At 68.9% G+C, this 19,294-nt stretch carries 24 protein-coding genes and 2 tRNA genes; 8 read left to right on the top strand and 18 right to left on the bottom strand.

All coding sequences use genetic code 11. The features are described from left to right. Positions 1 to 27: 27 nt before the first annotated feature. The 13 genes from AC0VYD_RS24495 to AC0VYD_RS24435 form a co-directional block, all read right to left on the bottom strand. Positions 28 to 1,467: a tyrosine-type recombinase/integrase gene (locus tag AC0VYD_RS24495; protein WP_475477673.1), complete on the bottom strand. Its 1,440-nt coding sequence runs from the start codon at positions 1,465 to 1,467 to the stop codon at positions 28 to 30. After that, positions 1,467 to 1,715 (bottom strand): helix-turn-helix transcriptional regulator, encoded by a 249-nt coding sequence (locus AC0VYD_RS24490; RefSeq protein WP_475477672.1) that lies wholly within the window; start codon positions 1,713 to 1,715, stop codon positions 1,467 to 1,469. The genes AC0VYD_RS24495 and AC0VYD_RS24490 overlap by 1 nt, the downstream gene beginning before the upstream one ends. A gap of 98 nt (positions 1,716 to 1,813) precedes the next feature. Then, on the bottom strand, positions 1,814 to 2,506 hold the full coding sequence (locus AC0VYD_RS24485) for an ATP-binding protein (protein ID WP_475477671.1): 693 nt from the start codon (positions 2,504 to 2,506) through the stop codon (positions 1,814 to 1,816). Between the two features lie 10 nt (positions 2,507 to 2,516). Continuing rightward, the gene (locus AC0VYD_RS24480) at positions 2,517 to 2,759 is read right to left on the bottom strand and encodes a hypothetical protein (protein WP_475477670.1); all 243 of its coding nucleotides are present in this window, start codon (positions 2,757 to 2,759) and stop codon (positions 2,517 to 2,519) included. A 602-nt stretch (positions 2,760 to 3,361) separates the two neighbouring features. Continuing rightward, positions 3,362 to 3,694 carry a hypothetical protein gene (locus AC0VYD_RS24475; protein WP_475477669.1) on the bottom strand — a complete coding sequence of 111 codons (333 nt, stop codon included), beginning with the start codon at positions 3,692 to 3,694 and terminating at the stop codon, positions 3,362 to 3,364. 208 nt (positions 3,695 to 3,902) lie between these two features. After that, positions 3,903 to 5,915, bottom strand: a complete 2,013-nt coding sequence (locus tag AC0VYD_RS24470; protein ID WP_475477668.1) for a hypothetical protein — start codon at positions 5,913 to 5,915, stop codon at positions 3,903 to 3,905. Between the two features lie 71 nt (positions 5,916 to 5,986). Continuing rightward, complete coding sequence (locus AC0VYD_RS24465; protein WP_475477667.1) at positions 5,987 to 6,376, bottom strand: hypothetical protein; 390 nt, start codon at positions 6,374 to 6,376, stop codon at positions 5,987 to 5,989. After that, positions 6,369 to 6,638: a hypothetical protein gene (locus AC0VYD_RS24460; protein WP_475477666.1), complete on the bottom strand. Its 270-nt coding sequence runs from the start codon at positions 6,636 to 6,638 to the stop codon at positions 6,369 to 6,371. Before AC0VYD_RS24460 ends, AC0VYD_RS24465 begins: the two co-directional genes overlap by 8 nt. Next, positions 6,635 to 6,925, bottom strand: coding sequence for a hypothetical protein (locus AC0VYD_RS24455; protein ID WP_475477665.1), 291 nt, complete (start codon positions 6,923 to 6,925; stop codon positions 6,635 to 6,637). Before AC0VYD_RS24455 ends, AC0VYD_RS24460 begins: the two co-directional genes overlap by 4 nt. Further along, complete coding sequence (locus AC0VYD_RS24450; protein ID WP_475477664.1) at positions 6,922 to 8,115, bottom strand: hypothetical protein; 1,194 nt, start codon at positions 8,113 to 8,115, stop codon at positions 6,922 to 6,924. Before AC0VYD_RS24450 ends, AC0VYD_RS24455 begins: the two co-directional genes overlap by 4 nt. Continuing rightward, entirely contained in the window at positions 8,112 to 8,249 is a 138-nt protein-coding gene (locus AC0VYD_RS24445) for a hypothetical protein (RefSeq protein ID WP_475477663.1), read from the bottom strand. Before AC0VYD_RS24445 ends, AC0VYD_RS24450 begins: the two co-directional genes overlap by 4 nt. Beyond that, positions 8,242 to 8,421 (bottom strand): hypothetical protein, encoded by a 180-nt coding sequence (locus tag AC0VYD_RS24440; protein WP_475477662.1) that lies wholly within the window; start codon positions 8,419 to 8,421, stop codon positions 8,242 to 8,244. Before AC0VYD_RS24440 ends, AC0VYD_RS24445 begins: the two co-directional genes overlap by 8 nt. After that, the gene (locus AC0VYD_RS24435) at positions 8,418 to 8,678 is read right to left on the bottom strand and encodes a hypothetical protein (protein ID WP_475477661.1); all 261 of its coding nucleotides are present in this window, start codon (positions 8,676 to 8,678) and stop codon (positions 8,418 to 8,420) included. The genes AC0VYD_RS24440 and AC0VYD_RS24435 overlap by 4 nt, the downstream gene beginning before the upstream one ends. 547 nt (positions 8,679 to 9,225) lie before the next feature. On the opposite strand from AC0VYD_RS24435, the gene AC0VYD_RS24430 reads away from it, so the two are divergent. From AC0VYD_RS24430 to AC0VYD_RS24420, 3 genes are read left to right on the top strand one after another with little or no spacing between them, the layout of a single operon-like run. After that, complete coding sequence (locus AC0VYD_RS24430) at positions 9,226 to 9,966, top strand: GntR family transcriptional regulator (protein WP_475477660.1); 741 nt, start codon at positions 9,226 to 9,228, stop codon at positions 9,964 to 9,966. Positions 9,967 to 9,973: 7 nt separating this feature from the next. Beyond that, positions 9,974 to 10,810, top strand: a complete 837-nt coding sequence (locus tag AC0VYD_RS24425) for a phosphoribosylaminoimidazolesuccinocarboxamide synthase (protein ID WP_475477659.1) — start codon at positions 9,974 to 9,976, stop codon at positions 10,808 to 10,810. A gap of 2 nt (positions 10,811 to 10,812) precedes the next feature. Further along, positions 10,813 to 11,028 (top strand): hypothetical protein, encoded by a 216-nt coding sequence (locus tag AC0VYD_RS24420; protein WP_475477658.1) that lies wholly within the window; start codon positions 10,813 to 10,815, stop codon positions 11,026 to 11,028. A 68-nt stretch (positions 11,029 to 11,096) separates the two neighbouring features. On the opposite strand, the gene AC0VYD_RS24415 is transcribed toward AC0VYD_RS24420, so the two are convergent. Continuing rightward, a complete protein-coding gene (locus AC0VYD_RS24415; RefSeq protein ID WP_475477657.1) occupies positions 11,097 to 12,134 on the bottom strand; it encodes a DUF4238 domain-containing protein in 1,038 nt (345 codons plus the stop codon). Positions 12,135 to 12,313: 179 nt separating this feature from the next. Here AC0VYD_RS24415 and AC0VYD_RS24410 point away from each other — a divergent pair. Next, a tRNA-Phe gene (locus AC0VYD_RS24410) sits at positions 12,314 to 12,384 on the top strand. 216 nt (positions 12,385 to 12,600) lie between these two features. After that, positions 12,601 to 13,854 (top strand): amidohydrolase family protein, encoded by a 1,254-nt coding sequence (locus AC0VYD_RS24405; protein ID WP_475477656.1) that lies wholly within the window; start codon positions 12,601 to 12,603, stop codon positions 13,852 to 13,854. 87 nt (positions 13,855 to 13,941) lie between these two features. Here AC0VYD_RS24405 and AC0VYD_RS24400 read toward each other — a convergent pair whose 3' ends face one another. After that, on the bottom strand, positions 13,942 to 14,880 hold the full coding sequence (locus AC0VYD_RS24400; RefSeq protein WP_475477655.1) for a PP2C family protein-serine/threonine phosphatase: 939 nt from the start codon (positions 14,878 to 14,880) through the stop codon (positions 13,942 to 13,944). Positions 14,881 to 15,087: 207 nt separating this feature from the next. On the opposite strand from AC0VYD_RS24400, the gene AC0VYD_RS24395 reads away from it, so the two are divergent. Beyond that, positions 15,088 to 15,882, top strand: a complete 795-nt coding sequence (locus tag AC0VYD_RS24395) for an alpha/beta fold hydrolase (RefSeq protein ID WP_475477654.1) — start codon at positions 15,088 to 15,090, stop codon at positions 15,880 to 15,882. On the opposite strand, the gene AC0VYD_RS24390 is transcribed toward AC0VYD_RS24395, so the two are convergent. After that, positions 15,879 to 16,547 (bottom strand): phosphotransferase, encoded by a 669-nt coding sequence (locus tag AC0VYD_RS24390; protein WP_475477653.1) that lies wholly within the window; start codon positions 16,545 to 16,547, stop codon positions 15,879 to 15,881. The two genes, AC0VYD_RS24395 and AC0VYD_RS24390, sit on opposite strands and share 4 nt — an antisense overlap. 36 nt (positions 16,548 to 16,583) lie before the next feature. Beyond that, positions 16,584 to 16,988, bottom strand: a complete 405-nt coding sequence (locus AC0VYD_RS24385; protein ID WP_475477652.1) for an RNA-binding S4 domain-containing protein — start codon at positions 16,986 to 16,988, stop codon at positions 16,584 to 16,586. Positions 16,989 to 17,087: 99 nt separating this feature from the next. On the opposite strand from AC0VYD_RS24385, the gene AC0VYD_RS24380 reads away from it, so the two are divergent. Together AC0VYD_RS24380 and AC0VYD_RS24375 are read left to right on the top strand one after the other, a co-directional pair. Next, positions 17,088 to 17,162 (top strand) — tRNA-Asp (locus AC0VYD_RS24380). A gap of 70 nt (positions 17,163 to 17,232) precedes the next feature. Then, positions 17,233 to 17,964, top strand: a complete 732-nt coding sequence (locus AC0VYD_RS24375; protein ID WP_475477651.1) for an rRNA methyltransferase — start codon at positions 17,233 to 17,235, stop codon at positions 17,962 to 17,964. 30 nt (positions 17,965 to 17,994) lie between these two features. Here the strand turns inward: AC0VYD_RS24375 and AC0VYD_RS24370 are convergent, their stop codons facing one another. Continuing rightward, on the bottom strand, positions 17,995 to 19,188 hold the full coding sequence (locus tag AC0VYD_RS24370) for an MFS transporter (RefSeq protein ID WP_475477650.1): 1,194 nt from the start codon (positions 19,186 to 19,188) through the stop codon (positions 17,995 to 17,997). Positions 19,189 to 19,294 lie beyond the last annotated feature (106 nt).

Genomic DNA, 19,294 nt, shown 5'->3' with positions numbered 1-19,294 from the left:
GTGCCTACGGCCAATGCGCGTCCACGTTCAGGAGCGGCGTAGGGCCTCCTCGATCTGGCGCTTGGCGCGGTCCTCCTCCCCGACGAGACACTTCGCGTAGATCTTCTTGAGCACCGCCACGCTGTGCCCCGCCCACTGGGCCACAAGCGTCTCCGAGACGCCCGCGTTGAGCCACGTGGACACGCAGGTGTGCCTCAGGTCGTAGGGGCGCCTCGCAAGCGGAGAGCGAGCCTCAGCCTCGCTCAGGACCGCATCGCGGGTCCAGGCCCACGCGCGCCGGTAGGTGATCGTTGCCAGCGGTCCGCCGCGCACCCCGGTGAACAGCCTTCCTTCGGGGTCGGTGCCGAACTCCTCCAGGTGCTCCCAGAACAGCCGGGTCAACTCGGGGGAGCAGGGGACCGGCCGGACCTCTCCGGCCTCGCGCTGCTTCGGGCCGCGCCGGGTGTCCCGGCTCGTGCCGTCGTCGGTGAACTCGGGGCGGGCGTCCGGGGTGACCTCCTCCACGTAGATCTCGCCCCAGCCGTAGACCGTGGCTCCGGTCGTGTCGGTGCGCGGAGCGGGCAGGGACAGGTTGTGCTTGCGCAGGTTCACCGCCTCCTCGGGGCGCAGCGCCGCGTAGTACATCGCGCCGAAGAACGCGACCAGGCGTGGGCCGGACTTCATGCCCCGGCGCCGCTCGGTCTCCTCGTAGCCGTACTCCCGGACCTTGCCGAGAAGGTTCCGCGCCTGTTCGGGGTTGACCACGCACCGCCGGTCCACCTGGTGGATCGAGCGGGAGGAGGTCGCCTCCAAGTCCCCGATCGGGTTCCGTTCGAGCAGCCCTTCACTCACCGCGTAGGCCAGAGCGGCCTTGAGGATGCCGTGGTTGCGCCGTTGGGAACCGATCACGAGCTTGCGTCCCTCCAGATCGCGCGTAGCCGCGCGAACGGCGGCTTCCGCGACCTTCGGGTCGGCCAACTCTCCGACCGCACGGGTGTGCCGGGCGACCCAGCGCAGCGCGTCGTCGACTTCCCGCGGGCGTTCGGCCGCGCGGTAGGTCTTGCTGTAGGCCCAACGCCGCAGGGCGGCCCGGAGCAGTGCCGGTTCCGGCCTGCCCCGCTCCGTGGTGAACAGCGCGGTAGTCGCCATCATCAGGGAGAACGCGATGTTCCCCCGGTGCTTGGCGGAGATGTCCGGCCACTTGTGATCGACGTAGGAGACGGCGAAGTCGTACCAGGACACCTCCGGCCGCTCCTCGCGGAGCATGCTCACCGGGAGTCCCTTGGACAGGCTGAACGCTTCGCCACGGCTCTGGGACTGCACGAGCTGGGAGCGGAAGGCGTCCGCCTGAGCGCGCTTTTTGAACGGCTCCTTGAACTCCTCGGTGCCGACCTTCCAGCGCACCCGGTAGGTCGTTCCCCGGGAGCCCTTGTAGGTGGTGACCTTCCAGACGGCGACCTTGTAGCTCAGGTCGTCAGAGTCGATCATCAGGCGTTGTCCTCGGCGGTCGTCATGAACTTCTCGAACTCGGACCGGCGGATGCGCAGGGACCCGTTGGGGAGCTTCGCGCACTTGGGGGCGCGGCCCTTCTTGCGCCAGTCGTAGAAGGTGTCGCGGCTGATCATCAGCTCCCCGCAGAACTCGTCCACGGTCAGCCACCCCCGGGAGCGCTGCTCAGGGATAGTGAAGGTCTTCGCCGGTCGTCCCGGGCGTGGCTTGATGCGGTCGGTCATCATGGGAAGTACTCCTTGCCTCTCACGGGGTCGGGGGTGCGGCTCCGGCGGTGCTTGGCGGTACAGGCCGGGGCCGTCTTCATGGGTGCGGGCGGCGGGGGTCATCGGTTGAGCCGCCGGTCCGCGCCGGTCATCTCCACCCGGGTCGTCATCTCGATCAGCCGGGAGGCGATCCGGTCGCCCAGCAGTTCGGGTAGGGCGGCGGGCGGCTCGTTGCTGGTGATGATCACCGGCAACATGCGGTTGTAGCGGTGGTTGACGATCCGGTACGTGGTTTCCTCGGTCCACAGCGAGGACTTCGTGGTGCCCAGGTCGTCCAGGAGCAGCACGGGCACGCTCAGCACGCGGCGCATGAGGCGTTCGCGTTCGTCATCGCTGCCCGCGCCGGGGCGGAGCGCGGCGTACAGGTCCGGGAACGTGGTGGCCACGAATCCGAACCGCGCCGGGCCGGTCAGGGCGATCCTGCGCACCGCTCCGAACGCGGCGTGCGTCTTGCCGGTGCCGGTGCCGCCCCAGAGCATCAGTGAGGGGGCCTGCGTGATGTCGGCGGCGACCCGGTCGGCCCAGTCGCACACCGTGGGGTGCTCGGTGGTGGCGGTCAGGTACCGGGGCGGTGCGAGTCGCTCGAACTTGGTCAGGGCGGCGTTGACGCGCTGGCGGTGGTGGTAGGTGGGGTGTCCGGGGAGTTCGGGGTCGGGAGTGTCGTCCACGGGGCCGGGTGTGGTGTCGAGGCCCTTCTCGCGGGTGATGCGTGCGAGCCGGGCGAGGAACTGGGTGTCGGTCGCGGTGTGCATGCGCTTCCTCTCAGGACCAGGGGTCGGGGTTCTCGCCGTAGTCGTTGGGGTTGCGGTACGGGGCGTGGCCGCCTACGACCCGGAGGTGAGGCCGGGGGCGGGTGCGGTTGATCGCGATCCGCAGGGTGTCGGCGGTCAGGGCGAATCGGCCGTCGGCGGCGACGTGTTCGAGCCCTCGGGAGATCTCGTCATCTGCGTAGCCGTTGGTTAGGGCCTTCTTGACGACGGAGCGGGTCTTGTTCCAGTCGCCCATGCCGTTGGTGGCGCGGTGGTAGACGGTGGCGAGCGCGTTGACGCGTTTGTGACCGATCGGTGCCGGTGCGTCGGGCTGTGTCTCAGGGGTGGTTGCGGGGTCCTGTGACGGCTGGTCGCGCGAACCTTCCCTTATAGGGGCCTTGGGACTGGTGTCCCCCGGGGGACACCAGCCGGGGTCATCTCGTGTCCCCCGGGGGGAACTTGTTTCCAGGGAAGAGGGTGTCCCCCGGGGGACACCTGTTTCCTGGGAAAGGGTGCTAGATTCCGTCCCCTGTTTCCTGGGAAGCGGTTGTCCCCCGGGGGACACCAATTCCTCCCCGGGCAGAGATGCCTGGAAGATGGAGACCTTCCCCCGTGCTCCCCGGCGCACCTGAGTGAGTAGCCCCGCCTCTACCGCCTCTGCGATCCGTGCTGAGACGCGTCTCGGCTGCCGGGAGAGCAGTGCGGCGAGGTCGTTTCGGCCGATCTCGACACGGCCGTCCTCGCCCATGTGCTCCGCGAGTACGAGCAGCAGCACGCGCACGCTGTCGGGTACGCGGCTGGTGGCGTAGACGTAGCGCAGCCACTGTCCGCGCGTCGTGCTCGGGTCGGCCGGTGCCACTAGCCCTCCGAGGTGGTCAGGTCGTCCCGGAACTTGGGGGCGCACCAAACCCGCACGACGATGCCGTCCACGATCGCGCGGGCGTCGGGGGTGGTGCCGTTGCGCAGTTCCACGTGGGTGTCCAGGTGCGCGGCCCAGTCCCGGACGGCTTGGTGCGAAGTGACTTGTCCCGACAACAGGTCAACGCTCAGACGGGGCGGGACGAAGCAGGAGGTGTAGCTGCCCGGCGCATACAGGGTCCAGTCCACTCCGGGCAGGTCGGCGCAGAGCAGTTCGGTGAGTACCCGGGCGGCGGTGTGCTGGAGTTCTCGGCTGGTGGTCTGGGTGGTCATACTGGGGTCCTCTCGGTTTCGGGAGAAGACGGCCCCGCCCGGTGCCTGCAAGCTGTGGGTGGGGCCGTCGCTGTGGTGTGGACGCCGGTGTGGACGCCCCGGCGTGGTGTTACAGGTCAGCGGGTGTCCAAACCGGGTTTGGACGGGGTCTGGACACCCGGTCTGGACACAGGGTTGGACAGGGGTTGGACACCCCGCCAGAGGGCGCTCAGGCGTCGATGAGGGCACGCGCTTCCTGCACGGTCCACACCCCGGTGCCGTCCTCGTAGCGCACCCGTCCGCTCTCCTGCATCGCGGAGAGCTGGGTGTAGAACCAGCTCCGGCTGCGCTCGACTCCCAGCTCTGACAGGGCGGCTTTGAAGTCGGTGGCCTTGAACTGGTGGCCGTTGCCCCAGTCCTCCAACAGGTCATCGATCGCGGCGCGTGCTTCCTCGGCGCTGGCCTTGGTGCCCTTCTTCCGAGTAGGGAGGGCGAAGTCCTGGCCGTCTTCAAGGTCGGGGATGGGGGTGTCGGGGTCCCCGATGATCTCGGGGTCGTCGTCGGGAGTAGTCAGCACGATCGGGTCGATCCCCTCATCCACGATCAGCTCTTCCTCGTCCACGCCCCCGGCCTCGGGCACCGACACAGCCGGGGCCGGTGCGGTGGTGTTGGTGCGGCCCGCGAGGAACTGGGCGTACTCGGCGCCGAACGCGGCCCGGGTCACCTCATCCAACTTGGCGTCCTGGTCCGGGAGGCTGTCAGCGGCGGGAGTGAGGACCTTGTTCTCGTCCTTGGGGTCGGTGGTGGGCGGGCCGAACATCTTGACCGCCACCACGTGCCGGTCGGGGTCGGTGTGCTCGATCGCGGCGTAAGCGGCCCCCGGCTTGGACTTGCGCCACCGGGAGGGGTCGCACCCGGCCTCGGTGACGTAGTCCGGGAGCACGAAGGAGGCGTCCGCGAAGTCGCGCACCCCGAAGCAGAGCCCGTCACCGAGGTTGGCGCGGGTATCGGTGTCGAGGTTGCCCCAGGTCGCGCGCTGCAAGGACAGATCCAGGTGCATCCCCACCGACCGGGACACCCGGGCGACTTCCACGATCTCCTCGAAGTCCACGACCTCTGCGGCCTCTTCCACCAGGATGTGCAGGAAGGTGAGCCCGCACCCGGGCACCCACTGGGAGTGCCCCTGGTCGGCGAGGTGGTTGGCGCGGGCCTTGATCGCGCGCTTGATCGCGGCCAACTGGTTCCGGGCGTCCTTCTTGGAGTAGGCGGGCCACCCGATCGCACCCGAGATGGGGCCCAACGTCTGGCGCCCCTTGGCCAGGTCGATCGCCAGTGTGAACGTGTCCTTCCTCGCGGCGATCTGAACCATCTTGACCTTGCCGTACACGCTCTTGCCCGCACCCGCCATTCCCACGGTCAGGCTGTGGCGGTTGGTGATCTGGTTGTGGAAGGGCTCCCCGTCCTCGTAGGTGCCCAGGTGCAGCGGGTGGTCCGCGATCGAGGCCCCGGTGCGGGCGGGGTCGAGTCCGGGCCAGGGGATGAGGCGGCCCATGACGTCCTTCTTGGTGATGACCAACTCGGCCCGGTCAGCGCGGCTCTGGTCCTCGATCACCCGGATCGCGCCGGGCGCGACCCCGTAGGCACTGGCCAGTTCCTTGGCGCGCCCCTGCACGGACTCGGCGGTCTCACCGTTCTCCAACGTCAGTGCGTGGCGTTGCTGCATGTCGGTGTCGGCGGTGAGCTTGGCCTTGATGTCGCGCAGGTGCAGCTTGGCGGCCACCTCCTCGAACGTGGGCAGCACCCGACCGGAGCCCTTGCGGGAGGGCTCCGCGCTGCCCTGACCGCGCGCCCACAGGTGCACATCGGCCGTGGCGGCCAGCGCGGCACCACTGATCAGCAGGGCATCCATCAGGGGCCGTCCGGGACCGAAGGCGGTGGCCAGCGCCAACCACGCGGTGGCTCCGCCGATCATCGCGGTGGAGATGTGGTGGGCGTACCAGGTACGGGCGGTGGTCAGGTGGTGCGCGGCGTAGGTGACGATTCCGCCGGCCGCGGTGATCGCGGCGGCTGCCAGTCCGGTGCCCCACCCGAGGTCGCCCCACAGCCAGTGGGTGAGGAACCCGGCCGGGATCAGGGCGGGGGCGGCCATCCAGGGGCGGACGTAGTCCATGAAGGTCGGGCCGGGCCGCACCGACGCCTCAGCGCCGCTGCGGGTGGTGGCCACGAGTTCCTTGCGAGCCATGGCGCGTTACTCCGTTTCTGCTGATGCCGGGGTGGGGCCGCCCGAAGCAGGGCGGCCCCCGTGTGGTGATCTCAGGAGGACAGGTCCAGGGACTTCTTGCGCTTCTTGCGCTTGACCAGGTACTCGAAGTGCTTGTGCAGGCTGGCCCAGGTGCGCACCGATTCCACGCCCACGGCCCGCTGTGCCTCAGCGGCACGGCGCAGGTGGCGGGCCACGCTGCGGGCGCGCCGACGCATGGTCAGGCGTGAGGCACCGTCGCCGGGCGGTAGCTCCTTGAGGGCGGCTTCCAGTTCCTGTGCGGAGAACTCCAGTTCCACGGACAGGGCCCGGGAAAGCTTGCGGGTGGTCTCGACGTAGCGGCGGATATCGGAGCCGGTCTCGAACTCGATCGCTTCGAGGTCGGCCATGATGCGCTTGAGTTCGGAGCGCTCGGTGGGCGGTGCGGGCTTGGCGTCACTCACTGGTGGGTGCCTCCTTGCTGGTGCGGTTCGGGCGGTTGATGACCACGGCGATCACGCCCCGGCCGGGGCCGTAGCGGCACACGTGCGCGGCGTGCAGATAGGTGCGCCAGGTGGTGCCCCACCAGGCGGCCAGGTCTGCGAGCTGGTTGCGGACGGGTCGGATGTCCAGGCATGCGCTGATCAGCGAGTCCAGGTGGCACAGCAGGTGATCAGCGAAGGAGGCAGCGGCCTGGAGCCGGGTGCGCCAGTCAGGACGGCTCATACGGTCGCCTCCAGACCCTCGAAGCCGGGAAGGGGCAACTGGTCGGTGCAGACCGGACACCGGTCGTGCGGCTGGCAGCGGTGCCGCTTGGGGTCGCGGCACCGCTCGGACACGGGCGGGGCCACCTGCATGAGATGGCGGTTCCGGTCGGAGTCGGCCAGCTTCTTGGCGTAGTGCTCGTCGAACTCCTCACCGCACGGGCAGGAGACTCGGTAGCACCAGGCCTCTCCCTGGCTAGTCTCCTCACGCCAGCGGCGGACCTTGGGGCGGTGACGCACGGAACTCATGCGGTGGCCTCCCCGTCGATCTCGCGGCGGATCCGGCGGACCGTGGACACCCCGAGACCGGTCTCCCGAGCGATCTCGGCCGTGAGAGCGTCGGGGCGCTCCCGCAGGATTCGGGCGACTGCCATGCGGTTCTTCTCGCCCTCCAAACGGCGCCGTTCCTGCGCAGTCAGCAACCGCTCAGAGGCTTCGTCATCCTCGTGTGAGCGGGGGCGCTCAGACGGGGCGACCTGGGGTTCCTCGAAGTCGGCTGGGAGATCGGTCTCGCCGTGCGAGCGGTCGGTTCCGTGCGAGCGCTCAGACGGGTTTCCGTGCGAGCGCAGCCAGTCCGACGCCCCTTCCGCGATGGCTTCCCCGACCTCTTCCAGACCGTCCCCGAGAGGCCGTGCGAGCGGAGCGCTCGCACGGGCGGGCTCGGTGCGGGCAGGGCGCTCAGACGGCTGCTCGGGGGTGGTCTTGTGCTGGTCGATCTTGGCGATCGACTGCGAGATCGCCTCGGAAGCGGACGTGTTGATCAGGTAGGTCAACCCAGCGAAGAGAGCGGACCCGACCGAGCACGCCACCCCGACCGGCCCGGTCCCGAAGTAGGACCCCACGATCGAGATCAGCAGCGGCACCACCATCAGCGCCAGGAACAACCGCCCGGTGCGGTCATCGATCTTCGTACCGGCGCGGGCCAGCAGGCCACGCCAGATGATCACGGCAGTGGACAGCCCAGTCAGACCAACCTCAGCGACCCACCCGACCGGCACCGGCCCGCCCTGGGCTTCAACCAAGGCACCGAGACCGATCGCGGACCCCACACTCAGCAGCAGGGACGCAGCCAGCGACACCCGCCCGAACGTGCGCTGATGGCGGCTCATGTCCAGGATCGTGCGGGCCGGGGAGGTCGCCCGGCGGGCCCGGTCGATGATCTCGGCCACCTGCGCGGCCTCCTCAGCCACCCGGGCCCGCTCAGCGGCCTCGGCCAGCTTGCGGCGGTGGTCAGCCTGCAACGCCGCTTCCAACCGCTCAGCGGTCAACTGGTCGTACCTGGCCCGCGTGGCGGGGTTGAGCGCCGGGTCCTCCAACAACTCCTGCCCCGGGATCGACTCCAACGCTTTGGCGGCCTGAACCGTCCGCTGGATCTCTTCGGCGGTGACCGGGGCGGCCTGTTCGGGCTGCCCCTGGCCCTGCTTCTTGGGGAAGCTCACTGGTCCTCCTTAACCTTGGACAGGCGGGTCAGGGTGTCCAGGTCCGAGCGCCGCTCGATCAGCGGGAACCCGACCAGGTAGACGAACAGGCCAGCGGTGACCAGGAACGCGAACAGCGAGATCAGCTCAACCACGGCGGACTCCCTTCCGGTGGGGGTGCTGGGTGATAACTACGCGGGTACGGCCCCAGCGGCGCAGGACCCGGCGGGTACGGCGGTAGGCGGCGGCCACCCGCAGCGCTCCCACAACGAGCAGGAGCACGACCACGGCGGTGACGACCACCACGGGAAGCAGTTCGGGGCTCACACCGACCACCCCGTGACGACCTCGGCGGTCAGGGCCTGAGCGGCGATCTCGCTCAGGCGGTCGTCGAGGATGTCGGCGGCAGCAGCCTCGCGGGCCGCACGGTCTTCGGCCGTCTCGCCGTCGAGGTCGGCGGCGAACAGGTCGCATGCGTCGGTGATGCCCAGCACCTGGGCGGCGGTGGGGGTGACCTCGAAGAGGCCCTTGTGGGTGGTGGGGGTTTTGGGGGCAGTCGGGGACGGCATCATGGTGGTGCGCATGTGTTTCTCCTCGCAGGTGAACAGGTGCGTGAGAGCCCCGCTGGGCGGCATCCCGGCGGGGCTCGTTGCTGTGTGGGGGATGTGGTGGACCCGGGTGGTCCCCGCCCCCGTCTCGCGCTCCCGTGTTGTGCCGGGAGTTGAGAGAGGACAGGCACCCCTGGGGTGCGGCGCGGCCATTCCGTGTCGCCGGTCGGTCACCGGTCGGCGCACCCGCGCGAGGGTGCCGTGGCCACGTCTTCCCGTCGCCGCCCCTTGTCTGCTCGGGGTGGGGTCAGGGCTTGCTCGCTATGTGCCTCAAGGGCTTGTTAAAGCTCGTGTGCTCCGGGATTCCACGCGGTGGACAGAGCTTCGCCCTGCTCACCGGAGTCCTCTTCCGGGCTGTGGCCTGTGGCCGTAGAACTGTTATAGCACGCAACCTCTATCTGTTCTAGTACAGTTGGCATATTCCTTGGCTCTGTGGTGTTGCAGACCATGGAGTCCCAGGTCACCCGCATGGACATATATGCGTTCTAGTACACTGATCACGTTCACCACGAAGGAGTCACACGTGTCCCCTCAGGTCCAACGCACCGACCCGCCCTACATGCAGGTCGTCAAGCACATCAAGGCCGAGATCGAGTCCGGAGTCCTCCAGGACGGGCAGAAGATCGATTCCGTTCGCGCTATCGCTGCGAAGTGGAAGATCTCGCTGGCGACCGCGACCAAGGTCGTCGGGGTGCTCAAGGCTGAGGGCCTGGTGCGCAGTGAACCCGGCAAGGGCAGCATCGTCACCCGCGAACAGGCGGCGGCCAGTGCCAAGGACCGTGTGATTCGCAGTCTGGAAGGCCGGATCTACGCGGCGAACGAACGCGCCGAGATCCGCTCAGCCGAACTGGTGTCGGCCCCCGAGGACGTCGCAGACGCTCTCGGTGTTCCCGAAGGCACGAACGTCATCCGGCGCCAGCGGGTCACCCTCCGGGACGACGTGCCCTCCTCGGCCAGCACGTCCTGGTACAGCGGGGAACTGGCCGAGTCGGCCCCCCTGCTGCTCGAAGCCCAACGGCTTCGCCAGGGCACCCCGAAGTACGTGGAAGAGCAGACCGGGCTTGTGCCCGCAGCGGGCAAGGACCAGCTCCGCGCCGACATCGCTTCGGAAGAGGACTCCGCGGCTCTGGGCATCCCTCTCGGCTCCCCGGTGTTGCGCAAGCAGAACTGGGTGTTGAACGCCGACGGTGACGTGATCGAGTTCGGCCAGTCCGTCTCCGTGGCCCGCCGCTGGGCCACCTACAACTACGAGATCTCCAGGTAGGAGCAACATGGAACTGCTGCACTCAGGCAAGGTGCGCGACGTCTACGCCGACGGTGATGACCTCATCCTGGTGGCCTCGGACCGCGTGAGCGTCTACGACGTCGTGCTGCCCACCCCCATCCCCGACAAGGGCAAGATCCTCACCCAGCTCTCGCTGTGGTGGTTCGAGCAGCTTGCCGATGTGGTGCCCAACCACATCATCTCCGCTACTGACGTCCCGGAGGAGTGGGCCGGACGTGCCGTGCGCTGCCAGAAGCTCACCATGCTCCCCGTGGAGTGGATCGCCCGTGGCTACCTCGCGGGCCTGGGGCTCAAGGAGTACGAGAAGCAGGGCACCGTCTCCGGGATCAAGCTCCCTGAGGGGCTGGTGGAAGCGTCCAAGCTCCCCGAACCGATCTTCACCCCCACCACCAAGGCGACCGAGGGGCACGACGAGTTCATCACCTTCGCCGACGTGGTCGAGGAGATCGGTCAGGAGACCGCTGACCGCCTGCGCACGGTGACCCTGGACGTGTACAAGCGCGGTGCTGAGATCGCGGCTGAGCGCGGCATCATCATCGCTGACACCAAGCTGGAGTTCGGCCGCGCGGCGGACGGTACGCTCGTGCTCGCGGATGAGGTGCTGACCTCGGACTCCTCGCGCTTCTGGCCCGCCGACGACTGGCAGCCGGGCAGGCCCCAGCACGCTTTCGACAAGCAGTTCGTCCGGGACTGGTCGAGCACCGTGACCGACTGGGACCGCACTCCGCCCGGCCCCGAGATCCCCGATGGGATCGTGGAAGCGACCCGGGCCCGCTACATCGAGGTCTACGAGCGGATCACCGGCAAGCGCTGGGAGGCGTAAGCATGTATCAGAGCTACGACCGCAACAAGCTCGTACGGCAGGTGCGGGAGCTTCTGGAGAGTGAGGGCCTTGAACCGCTCGCTCAGGACGACCCGAAGCCGGAGCACGCCGCGATGCTGCTCCTGCGCTCCTTCGGAATCGAACCCGTCGTAGACCAGGTGGAAGCCCTCAAGGGCGCGATGAACCGCACCTGGGAAGAGGCCGACGAGAAGCGATGAGAGTTCTTGGTTGACTCGGGGCCTGGGTTTGGGTGTAGTCCCAATCCCGGGCTCTTTCTTTTTGGAACTTAGTTTTTCTTTAGTGCGCAAATCGGATGGCAGGCGAGATCTATTGTTTCGGCTCCATGGCCGAGCCTAAATCTAAACCCACAGACTCGCTTCTCCTTGTTTTTTGGCCAGCAATCAACCTGGAGTTGGGGGCGCTTTTTAAGTATTGATCCAGTTGGCAAATTATAGTCTCCCGGGGTGGTAATGAGGGTTGACTCGGCTCCACGAATGAAGGTGCGTCTAATTTCCTCCATTTCTCTTCTTGTGGCGACCTTGTGGATAATTTTCTCGCCCTGGGGTTCAATATGAAAAGCAATCATTCGAGTTGGTCCTATGGGCCAGTAGATGTAATTGCTGTCGTTCATGGTTGTCGGGGTTCCTGTTTTTCCTGCAGATAGTTGTACTGGTTGGTCGCTTGTGATGAATCGCCCATGTGGGTCGTCCCAAACCTCCAGTTGACGTGTTGAAAACTGGTCTGCTGCATCGTAGAGCGACTGGAACATGGAGTCCACGAAGTGGTCTGCTTTTAGAGTCTGGGGTGGCTGCTTTGCCCTCTCGGATAGCCAGTCTGTTTGGCTTGATAGGTAACGTCGCATTTGCGGTGTTCGGTTGCTTTGCAAGGAGACTATCAAAGCTAGCGACATGAAGTCGCCGAAGGCAAAGTCATCCCCAGGTTGCCAGGAGTGTAGCTTTCTCAGGAGATTTGCCATCTCATCATCAAATATTGAAAGCATTCGCTCCACTTGGTGGTGGAGCTTGTTGTTGCTGTCGGTGACTTGATAGAAGTTTTCTTTTACGCATACATCCTTCACTCCAATCATCTTATCCATACCGTTTCTTGTTCCGAGGACGCGAACCCGCTTCCTGTCCTGGCTCCAATTTCTCAGATATGACTGAGGAACGAAGTGGTGTCGGCGCGATGTGCAGTCTCTTTCCTTTGCCGCTTCCTTCACTCGATTTATGTAATCTTGCACCTGTGGCACGAGATTTTCTCCTCCCCCTGTTGCTGGAACATTTCCCCAGGGGTTGACGGTGCTGCCAATGTATTCCCATTCCATGAAATTTATTTCCTTTGATATTTTGTATTGCCTTTGTTTCGGATTCGGGGTTTTTCTTTGTTTGTTTTTGTGGCCTTGTGCTCCGGTGGGTGCTGTTGGGGTATGGCGGGGTGGTTGCGTCCAATATGCGGCCAAGCTGTATAAAGATAGCATCATGCGGGAAGTTTTCGCAGGTCATAAGGTAGTTCATCGTGGTTAGTTTGATCGCCTGAAAAGCGGAAGGTCGGCGGTTCGACCCCGCCCCTAGCCACAACCCACAGACATGCAAAAGGCCCCGCCACCTGCGAAAGCAGGGGCGGGGCCTTTTCGTGCGCCGGTGGTCGCCGGTGCTCGGCGGGCCGCGTCGTGACGGTCCCGCGTGGCACCGGGACCCCGGAACCACCGTGTTGCATCATCGACTCTGATCGATCGTGGCTGGCAGGGGCGCCGGTCGCGGCCCGCAGAGCCGAGCACGAACGGGGGAACCGTGGCCACGTTGCTGACAGGAGGCACGGTGTGGGACGGGGTGGCGGACGCCCCACTGGGGGTCCGGGACGTCCTGGTCGAGGACGGCCGCATCACCCGGGTGGCGGAGAACGTCCCCCCGCCCGCCGGAGCCGAGGTGGTGGATCTGTCGGGCCGTACCGTGACACCCGGTTTCATGGACTGTCACACGCATGTCACCATCACCCCGGACCTGATGTCCTCGCTCCTGCTCTCCTCCGCCGCAGGTGCGCTGCGGGCCGTACCGGTCCTGCGGACGATGCTGCTGAACGGGTTCACCACCGTGCGCGACCTGATGAGCGCCGATCCCGGGTTCGGCCTGGTCGCCCTGCGCGACTCGGTCGCACAGGGGGTCGTCGACGGTCCGCGGATGCTCGTCGCCCCGCACCTGATCTCCGCCCGCGGCGGACACGGCGACTTCTCCGCTGCGGTCTCCCCAGACCTCCAGAGGTGGCCCTCCCCGCTGGAACTGGCCGCGGCGGACGGACCCGACGAGATCCGTACCACTGTGCGCAGGGAGATCCGGGGCGGCGCCGACTGGATCAAGTTCGGCGCGACCGGCGGTTTCTCCAGTCCCTCCGACGACCCCGCCCACTGCACCTACACCCAGGAGGAGATGGAGGTCCTGGTCGCGACCGCGCGTGACCTCGGCCGCCCGGCGACACCGCACTGCTACGGGGACGAGGGTGTGCGGCGCGCGGTGCGGGCCGGAGTGCGCAGCATCGACCACGGCAACCTCGCCTCCGGTGACACGCTGCGGATGATGGCGGACGAGGGGGTCTTCCTGGTCCCCACCCAGTTCACGATCACCGACGACGCGCGCAGGGTGGACGACGACGCGTACTGGGCGGACAAACCCGCGGGAAAGCGCGACAAGTTCCGCAAGTACGGCAGGTCCCTGCTCGACTGCGCCGAGCACGTCGCGAACAGCGGGGTCGAGATCGCCTTCGGAACGGACGCGGGGATGTTCCCGCACGCGGAGAACTGGCGGGAGTTCCCGGCGATGGTCTCCAACGGGATCACGCCCGCACGGGCACTGCGGGCGGCTACCAGCGTGGCGGCCCGGATGCTCGGCCTCGACGACCTCGGGGTGATCGCGACCGGGAAGGTCGCCGACGTCATCGCGATGCCGGGCGACCCGTTCACCCGCATCGAGGTGACCGGCGAGGTGGACTTCGTGATGAAGGAGGGCCGCGTGTACAAGCGCCCCCAACGGGAAGGGCAGCAGAACCCGTAACCTCTCGCGGTGGGGCCGGGCAGCGTGCCCGCACGGACCGGATCCCGTCCTGGTGGGGGTTCCGGGTGTGAGCGGGCCCGCTCGCCGTCAGTACGTCTGGGACCAGGTGACGCCGTGCCAGCTCACGTGGCGGTCGGTGTGGTCGGAGTCCTTCGTGCACCAGTAGGTGGCGCCGTCGCGCAGGAGGAACCGGTCGCAGGCGATCCCGGCGGTGCGGTCCTCGGCGAGGACGCGCAGCAGGTGTTCCGAGTCCTCGGGGAGACGGTCCCCGGGCCCGCCGAAGCCCTCCAGGCCGTACAGGAGGCGTTCCTGCCGGGTGCGCTGCCGTGCGCGCCCCTCCGGTTCCGGAACCAGTCCGATCACCAGGGCGGTGGCGTTGTCGGTGCTCTCCGCCTCGCGGGCTGCGTCCACCAGGACCCGGACCAGGGTGTCGGGGTCGTGGGCGTGGTCGGTGACGAGTTCGGCCAGCAGCCGCTCGTCGACGTAGTCGTGGATGCCGTCGCAGGTGAACAGGATGAGGTCGGCGACGGGCGCGGTGGCGGTTCCGACACCTCCGGGGGCGGCGGTGGCCACGGAGGCGGTGACGGCGTGGTCGCCGCGCCGTGCCAGCTGGTCCGACACCCGGAGGTCGCGCATCTCCTGGCCGCGGGTGTGGTCGCGGGTGTGCTGGCGCAGCCCCTCGCCGGGGCTCCAGGTCCAGACCCGGCAGTCACCCACCCACGCGATGTCCAAGGGCTCGCCGGGGGAGTCCTGGCGGGCGTGCGCCATCACGCAGTCGGCCCCGGGGTGGGCCCGGGTGATTGCCCGTGCCGCGGCCAGGACGGCGTCCGCGGCCCCGCCCGGCGCCGCGGTGGCGGTGTCGGCGGCCAACTGCGCGGCCTCCCGGGTGCCGGGGTGGTCGCCGAACCCGTCCGCCACGGCGGCCCGCCATCCCCCGGTGGCGGGCTCGGCCCGGTGCGAGCAGGCGTCCTGTTGGCTCGGCCTGGGGCCCTGGTCGGTGTCGGTCGCGATGACGGGGGAACTCATGCGCTCTCCTTCGGCCGGGTCGTGCGGGGCCGCACCCATGGACGTTGGGACCTGGGGAGATGCCCGGGACCGGGGGTTTGGTTCGCTCGGGCAGGTCACGAACGGGGCGCGGGCGCGTGGTGGGGGGCGCTTCGGCGGGGCGACGACCGGTCCGGTGCGTCCGTGACGGCGGCGGGACGCCTGGTTCGTCCGGTAGTGTCCGTTGGCGTGAACCACGCGACCGCTGCTGACGGAACCCGCCTCTGGTACGACGTCCACGGGGCCGGGGATCCGCTGCTGCTCATCCACGGCCAGTCCCTCGACCACGAGATGTGGGCGGGGGTGTACGAGGACCTCGCCGAACACCACCGGGTGGTGCGGGTGGACCTGCGCGGCTCCGGCGGTAGCGACGCCCCCCTCGAACGGGCGTACAGCATGGAGCTGCTCGCCGGGGACGCCCTCGCGGTCCTGGACGACCTCGGTGTCGGGCGCGCGCACGTCTACGGCTTCTCGATGGGCGGCAAGGTCGCCCAGACCCTCGCCTCGGTCGCCCCCGAACGGGTCGGCGCCCTGGTCCTGGGGTCCACCGCGCCCGGCGGGGACAACGAGGTCGAGCGCCCCCGCCACGCGTCCCTCGCCCTGCGCCGGGCCAGTACCGCGCAGGGGCGCGAGCTGATCGCGCCCCTGTTCTACACGCCGGAGTGGGCGGCCGCGCACCCGGAGACGGTCACCCGGATCCTGCCCCGCAACCCGCTGCGCGCCCAGCGCCGGCACTACGAGGCCAGCCTCGGGTACGACGGCTGGGACCTGCTGCCCCGGCTCCAGCCACCGACGCTGGTCGTGCACGGTGAGGACGACGAGCTCACCCCGGTGGGCAACGCCGAACTGCTCGCTGAGCGGATCCCCGGCGCCGAGCTGTTGGTCCTGCCCGGCGTCCGCCACGGCTACCTGCACGAGGCGGCGCCCAAGGCGACCGAGGCGGCCCTGGCCTTCCTCGCCCGGAACCCGCTCAGCGCGCTCTAGGGCCGCGCGTCCCCCGCCCGCGCGTGCACGGCCCGCCGGACGCGGTCGGCCGCGAGGGGGAGCAGGGAGAGTTCCCCGGCACCGAGGTTGGGGTCGGCCCCGCGCAGGGCGACCACCTCGTCGACCAGCCGGGCCGGGTCGCCCGTGACGTGTCCGACGTAGTGCGGCAGGCAGGCCCCGGCCAGCGCGGCCAGGGGCGGCGGTCCGCTCTGCCCGATCAGGGCCAGCAGTAGCGCGGTCAGCGCCAGGTCAAGGTCCGGGTCGCCGTCGCGGGCGTTGGTCCAGTCGATCACCACCGGGCCCTGCGGGGCGAGGACCACGTTGCCCGGGTGCAGGTCCATGTGCAGGAGGCGGCCTTCTCCGGAGCGGGGCGGGAGCGCGTGGAGGCGTTCGTGGAGCTCCGCGAGCGTGCGGGCCGCACCCTCGGGCGTCATCCGCCCGTCCAGGCAGGCGTCGAGCATCGTGGGCCCGTACAGCCGCTCCATCTCCAGTTCGGCCCCCTCCGCCCGGTGCACGCCGGGCACGGGGAAGCCGTGCTCCGCCGCGTGCGCCATGGCCGCGGCCTCGGGCGCGGTGTCCTGGGGGTTCCGGTAGCGGCGCAGCACCCGGTGGTCGTCGAGGGCGAACACGTCCGCGTCGCGCCCGGCGGCGAGGGGGGAGGTCACGGCGACTCCTGATCCTGTTGTGCGGAGGGCGAGGGCTCAGATCGGGGGCGGGAAGTCCGTGCGGAGCCTGTCGAGTTGGCGGCGGTCCTTCTTGGTGGGCCGCCCCGCGCCGCGGTCCCGGCGGATCACCGGGGCGGCCTGCGGCGGCTGTGCCGGGGTGCGGTCGACGTAGCAGCGGGCCGCGACCGGCGCCCCGACCCTTTTGACGATGATGTGGCTCACGTCCACGACGCGGGTGGTGCCGTGCAGCCGGACCCTGACCTTGTCGCCGACCCTGACCGCCATGGCCGGTTTGGCCGGGCGGTCGTTGACGCGCACATGCCCGCCGCGGCAGGCCTGTGCGGCGTCGGCGCGGGTCTTGGTGAGGCGTACCGCCCACAGCCAACGGTCGACCCGCGTGGAGTCCGGGCCGGAGGGAAGAGGGGCGGACGAGTCACTCACGCCGGGGTCCTCTCGTGGTTTCGGGTGCGTTCTGAGCCACTCTAGGTCGGCCGCGGTACGAAGCGCTCCAAAGTCGCGCTAGAGTTGTACACGCAACGAGGTCCTGTGGAGCAGTTAGGAGTGCTCGCCACCCTGTCAAGGTGGAGGCCGCGGGTTCAAATCCCGTCAGGACCGCATCATCGAAGGCCCGGTGTCCCAGACACCGGGCCTTCGGCGTTGTCGGGGAAAAACGAGGGGGACGGTTGTGAGCTACCGGTACGCCACCGAGCGTACGGACCACTCGGCGCTGGCGAGCGGACAGGTGTTGCGGTCCGCGCCCGGATACCCGGGTTTCCCCGTGAGACTGGCGAGCGAACTCCTCCAGCGGGCGATGGTGCACGCCGAGGGCGAACGGGTGCGCCTGTGGGACCCCTGCTGCGGCAGCGGGTACCTGGCGACCGTCCTGGGGCTGCTGCACCGCGACCGGCTGACGCACGTGCGCGCCACGGACGTGGACGAGGACGCGGTGGGCATCGCCGCGCGCAACCTGGAGCTGCTGACGGCGGAGGGGCTGGCCGAGCGGGAGCGGGAGCTGCGCCGTTCGGCCCGCGACTTCGGCCGGGTGGCGTTCGTGGAACGTGCCGAGTCCGCCCGCGACCTGGCCGCCGGACTGGCCGCGATGGGCGGGGACCTCCCGCATGACTCCGCCGTGGCCGACGTGTTCGGCCTGACCGATCCGGTCGACGCCGACCTGGTGGTCACCGACGTTCCCTACGGCGAGATGACCCACTGGGAGGGCAGGGTCCCGGACGGGGGCCCGATCCGGGGGCTGCTCGCCTCGATGGGCCGTGTCCTGCCCTCGCACGCCGTGGTGGTGGTGACGGCGCGTACGCGCCGGGTGGCGCTGCCGGAGGGGGTCCGCGCACTGGAGCGGGTCAGGCTCGGCAACCGGTCGGCGGCCCTGGTCCGCGCCCGGGACCTCGCCTTCGCCCTGTGAACCCGCCCTCCCGCCCCGGCGGGGCCGCCCTCAGCCCGCGTCGCGAAAGGCGCGTGAGGTGTACAGGGCCACGACCAGCGCGAGCACGGCCAGCAGGACGAATCCCAGCGTGTAGGCGCCGGTGGCCTGGTAGACCACGCCCATGAGCAGCGGCGGGAAGTAGCCGCCGAGGCCGCCCGCGGCACCGACCAGGCCGGTGACCGTACCCACACGCGAGGGGTCCACGAGGGCGGCGACCAGGGCGAACACCGCGCCGGTCCCCAGGCCCAGGGAGAGCGCGATCAGTACGAAGGCCAGCCCGGCGGGGAACTCCGCGGGCGGGTGCAGCGCCAGCACGACGGCGAAGGCGCAGGTGCCGAAGAACGAGATCAGGCAGACCCGCACCGGTCCGATCCGGTCCGACAGGACGCCGCCGACCGGGCGGGCCACGACCGCGGCCACGGCGAACCCTGCGGTGCGCAGGCCAGCGTCGGTCTGGGCGAACGCGTAGGCGGTGGTCAACAGGGTCGGCAGGTAGGTGGAGAAGGCCACGAAACCGCCGAAGACCAGTGCGTACAGCGCGGACGCCTGCCAGGTCGCCCTCAGCCCGAGCGCCTCGCGCATCCGCGGCAGGACGGGCTCGGTCCGGGGCCGCCACGCGGGCGAGTTCCGTGCGCGGAACCACATCAGGGCGGCCATCGCGGCCAGCGCCGCGCACATCAGCAGGTGGGTGGTGAAGACTCCCAGGCCCTCGACCAGGCGCGGGGTCAGGAAGGCCGACAGCGCCGTTCCGCCCATCCCCGCGCCGAACACGCCGGTGGCGAACCCGCGCCGTTCGGCCCGGTACCAGGCGTTGACGAACGGGACGCCGACCGCGAACGAGGTGCCCGCGATCCCGAGGAAGAAGCCCCAGAGCAGCAGCATCCCGTACGAGGAGGCGGAGACCCCCACCAGGAAGGTGGGGACGATGCTGAGGAGGCAGACGGCGGTGAACATCACCCGGCCGCCGTAGCGGTCGGTGAGCGCGCCCACGGGGATGCGGCCGAGGGAACCCACCAGCACCGGGAAGGCCACCAGGACCGACGTCTGGGTCGGCGTCAGCTCCAGGTTGTCGCTGTAGGTCCGCGACAGCGGGCCGATCAGGTTCCAGGCCCAGAAGGTCAGCGCGAACGCCGCCGTCGCGAGGGCGAGGTTGCCGCCCGCCGTTCCGGAACGGGCCGTCCGCTCCCCGGTTTCCGCACGCATGAGGGCTCCTTCGTCTATCGGTTCACCGGAATTGTCACCCGAAGCGGTGTGGGAAACGTGACATCCGTGCCGGAGAAGGCATATTCATTAACGGAATGTGGTCGGG

It is taken from the genome of Nocardiopsis sp. iso_40 (assembly GCF_056173285.1).
This window is presented reverse-complemented; position numbering and strand designations above follow the sequence as displayed.

Coding starts and splice junctions, on each gene's coding strand:
- AC0VYD_RS24495 (WP_475477673.1), bottom strand. CDS start 1,467: ATGATCGACTCTGACGACCTGAGCTACAAGGTCGCCGTCTGGAAGGTC.
- AC0VYD_RS24490 (WP_475477672.1), bottom strand. CDS start 1,715: ATGATGACCGACCGCATCAAGCCACGCCCGGGACGACCGGCGAAGACC.
- AC0VYD_RS24485 (WP_475477671.1), bottom strand. CDS start 2,506: ATGCACACCGCGACCGACACCCAGTTCCTCGCCCGGCTCGCACGCATC.
- AC0VYD_RS24480 (WP_475477670.1), bottom strand. CDS start 2,759: ATGGGCGACTGGAACAAGACCCGCTCCGTCGTCAAGAAGGCCCTAACC.
- AC0VYD_RS24475 (WP_475477669.1), bottom strand. CDS start 3,694: ATGACCACCCAGACCACCAGCCGAGAACTCCAGCACACCGCCGCCCGG.
- AC0VYD_RS24470 (WP_475477668.1), bottom strand. CDS start 5,915: ATGGCTCGCAAGGAACTCGTGGCCACCACCCGCAGCGGCGCTGAGGCG.
- AC0VYD_RS24460 (WP_475477666.1), bottom strand. CDS start 6,638: ATGAGCCGTCCTGACTGGCGCACCCGGCTCCAGGCCGCTGCCTCCTTC.
- AC0VYD_RS24455 (WP_475477665.1), bottom strand. CDS start 6,925: ATGAGTTCCGTGCGTCACCGCCCCAAGGTCCGCCGCTGGCGTGAGGAG.
- AC0VYD_RS24435 (WP_475477661.1), bottom strand. CDS start 8,678: ATGCGCACCACCATGATGCCGTCCCCGACTGCCCCCAAAACCCCCACC.
- AC0VYD_RS24425 (WP_475477659.1), top strand. CDS start 9,974: ATGGAACTGCTGCACTCAGGCAAGGTGCGCGACGTCTACGCCGACGGT.
- AC0VYD_RS24420 (WP_475477658.1), top strand. CDS start 10,813: ATGTATCAGAGCTACGACCGCAACAAGCTCGTACGGCAGGTGCGGGAG.
- AC0VYD_RS24415 (WP_475477657.1), bottom strand. CDS start 12,134: ATGGAATGGGAATACATTGGCAGCACCGTCAACCCCTGGGGAAATGTT.
- AC0VYD_RS24400 (WP_475477655.1), bottom strand. CDS start 14,880: ATGAGTTCCCCCGTCATCGCGACCGACACCGACCAGGGCCCCAGGCCG.
- AC0VYD_RS24370 (WP_475477650.1), bottom strand. CDS start 19,188: ATGCGTGCGGAAACCGGGGAGCGGACGGCCCGTTCCGGAACGGCGGGC.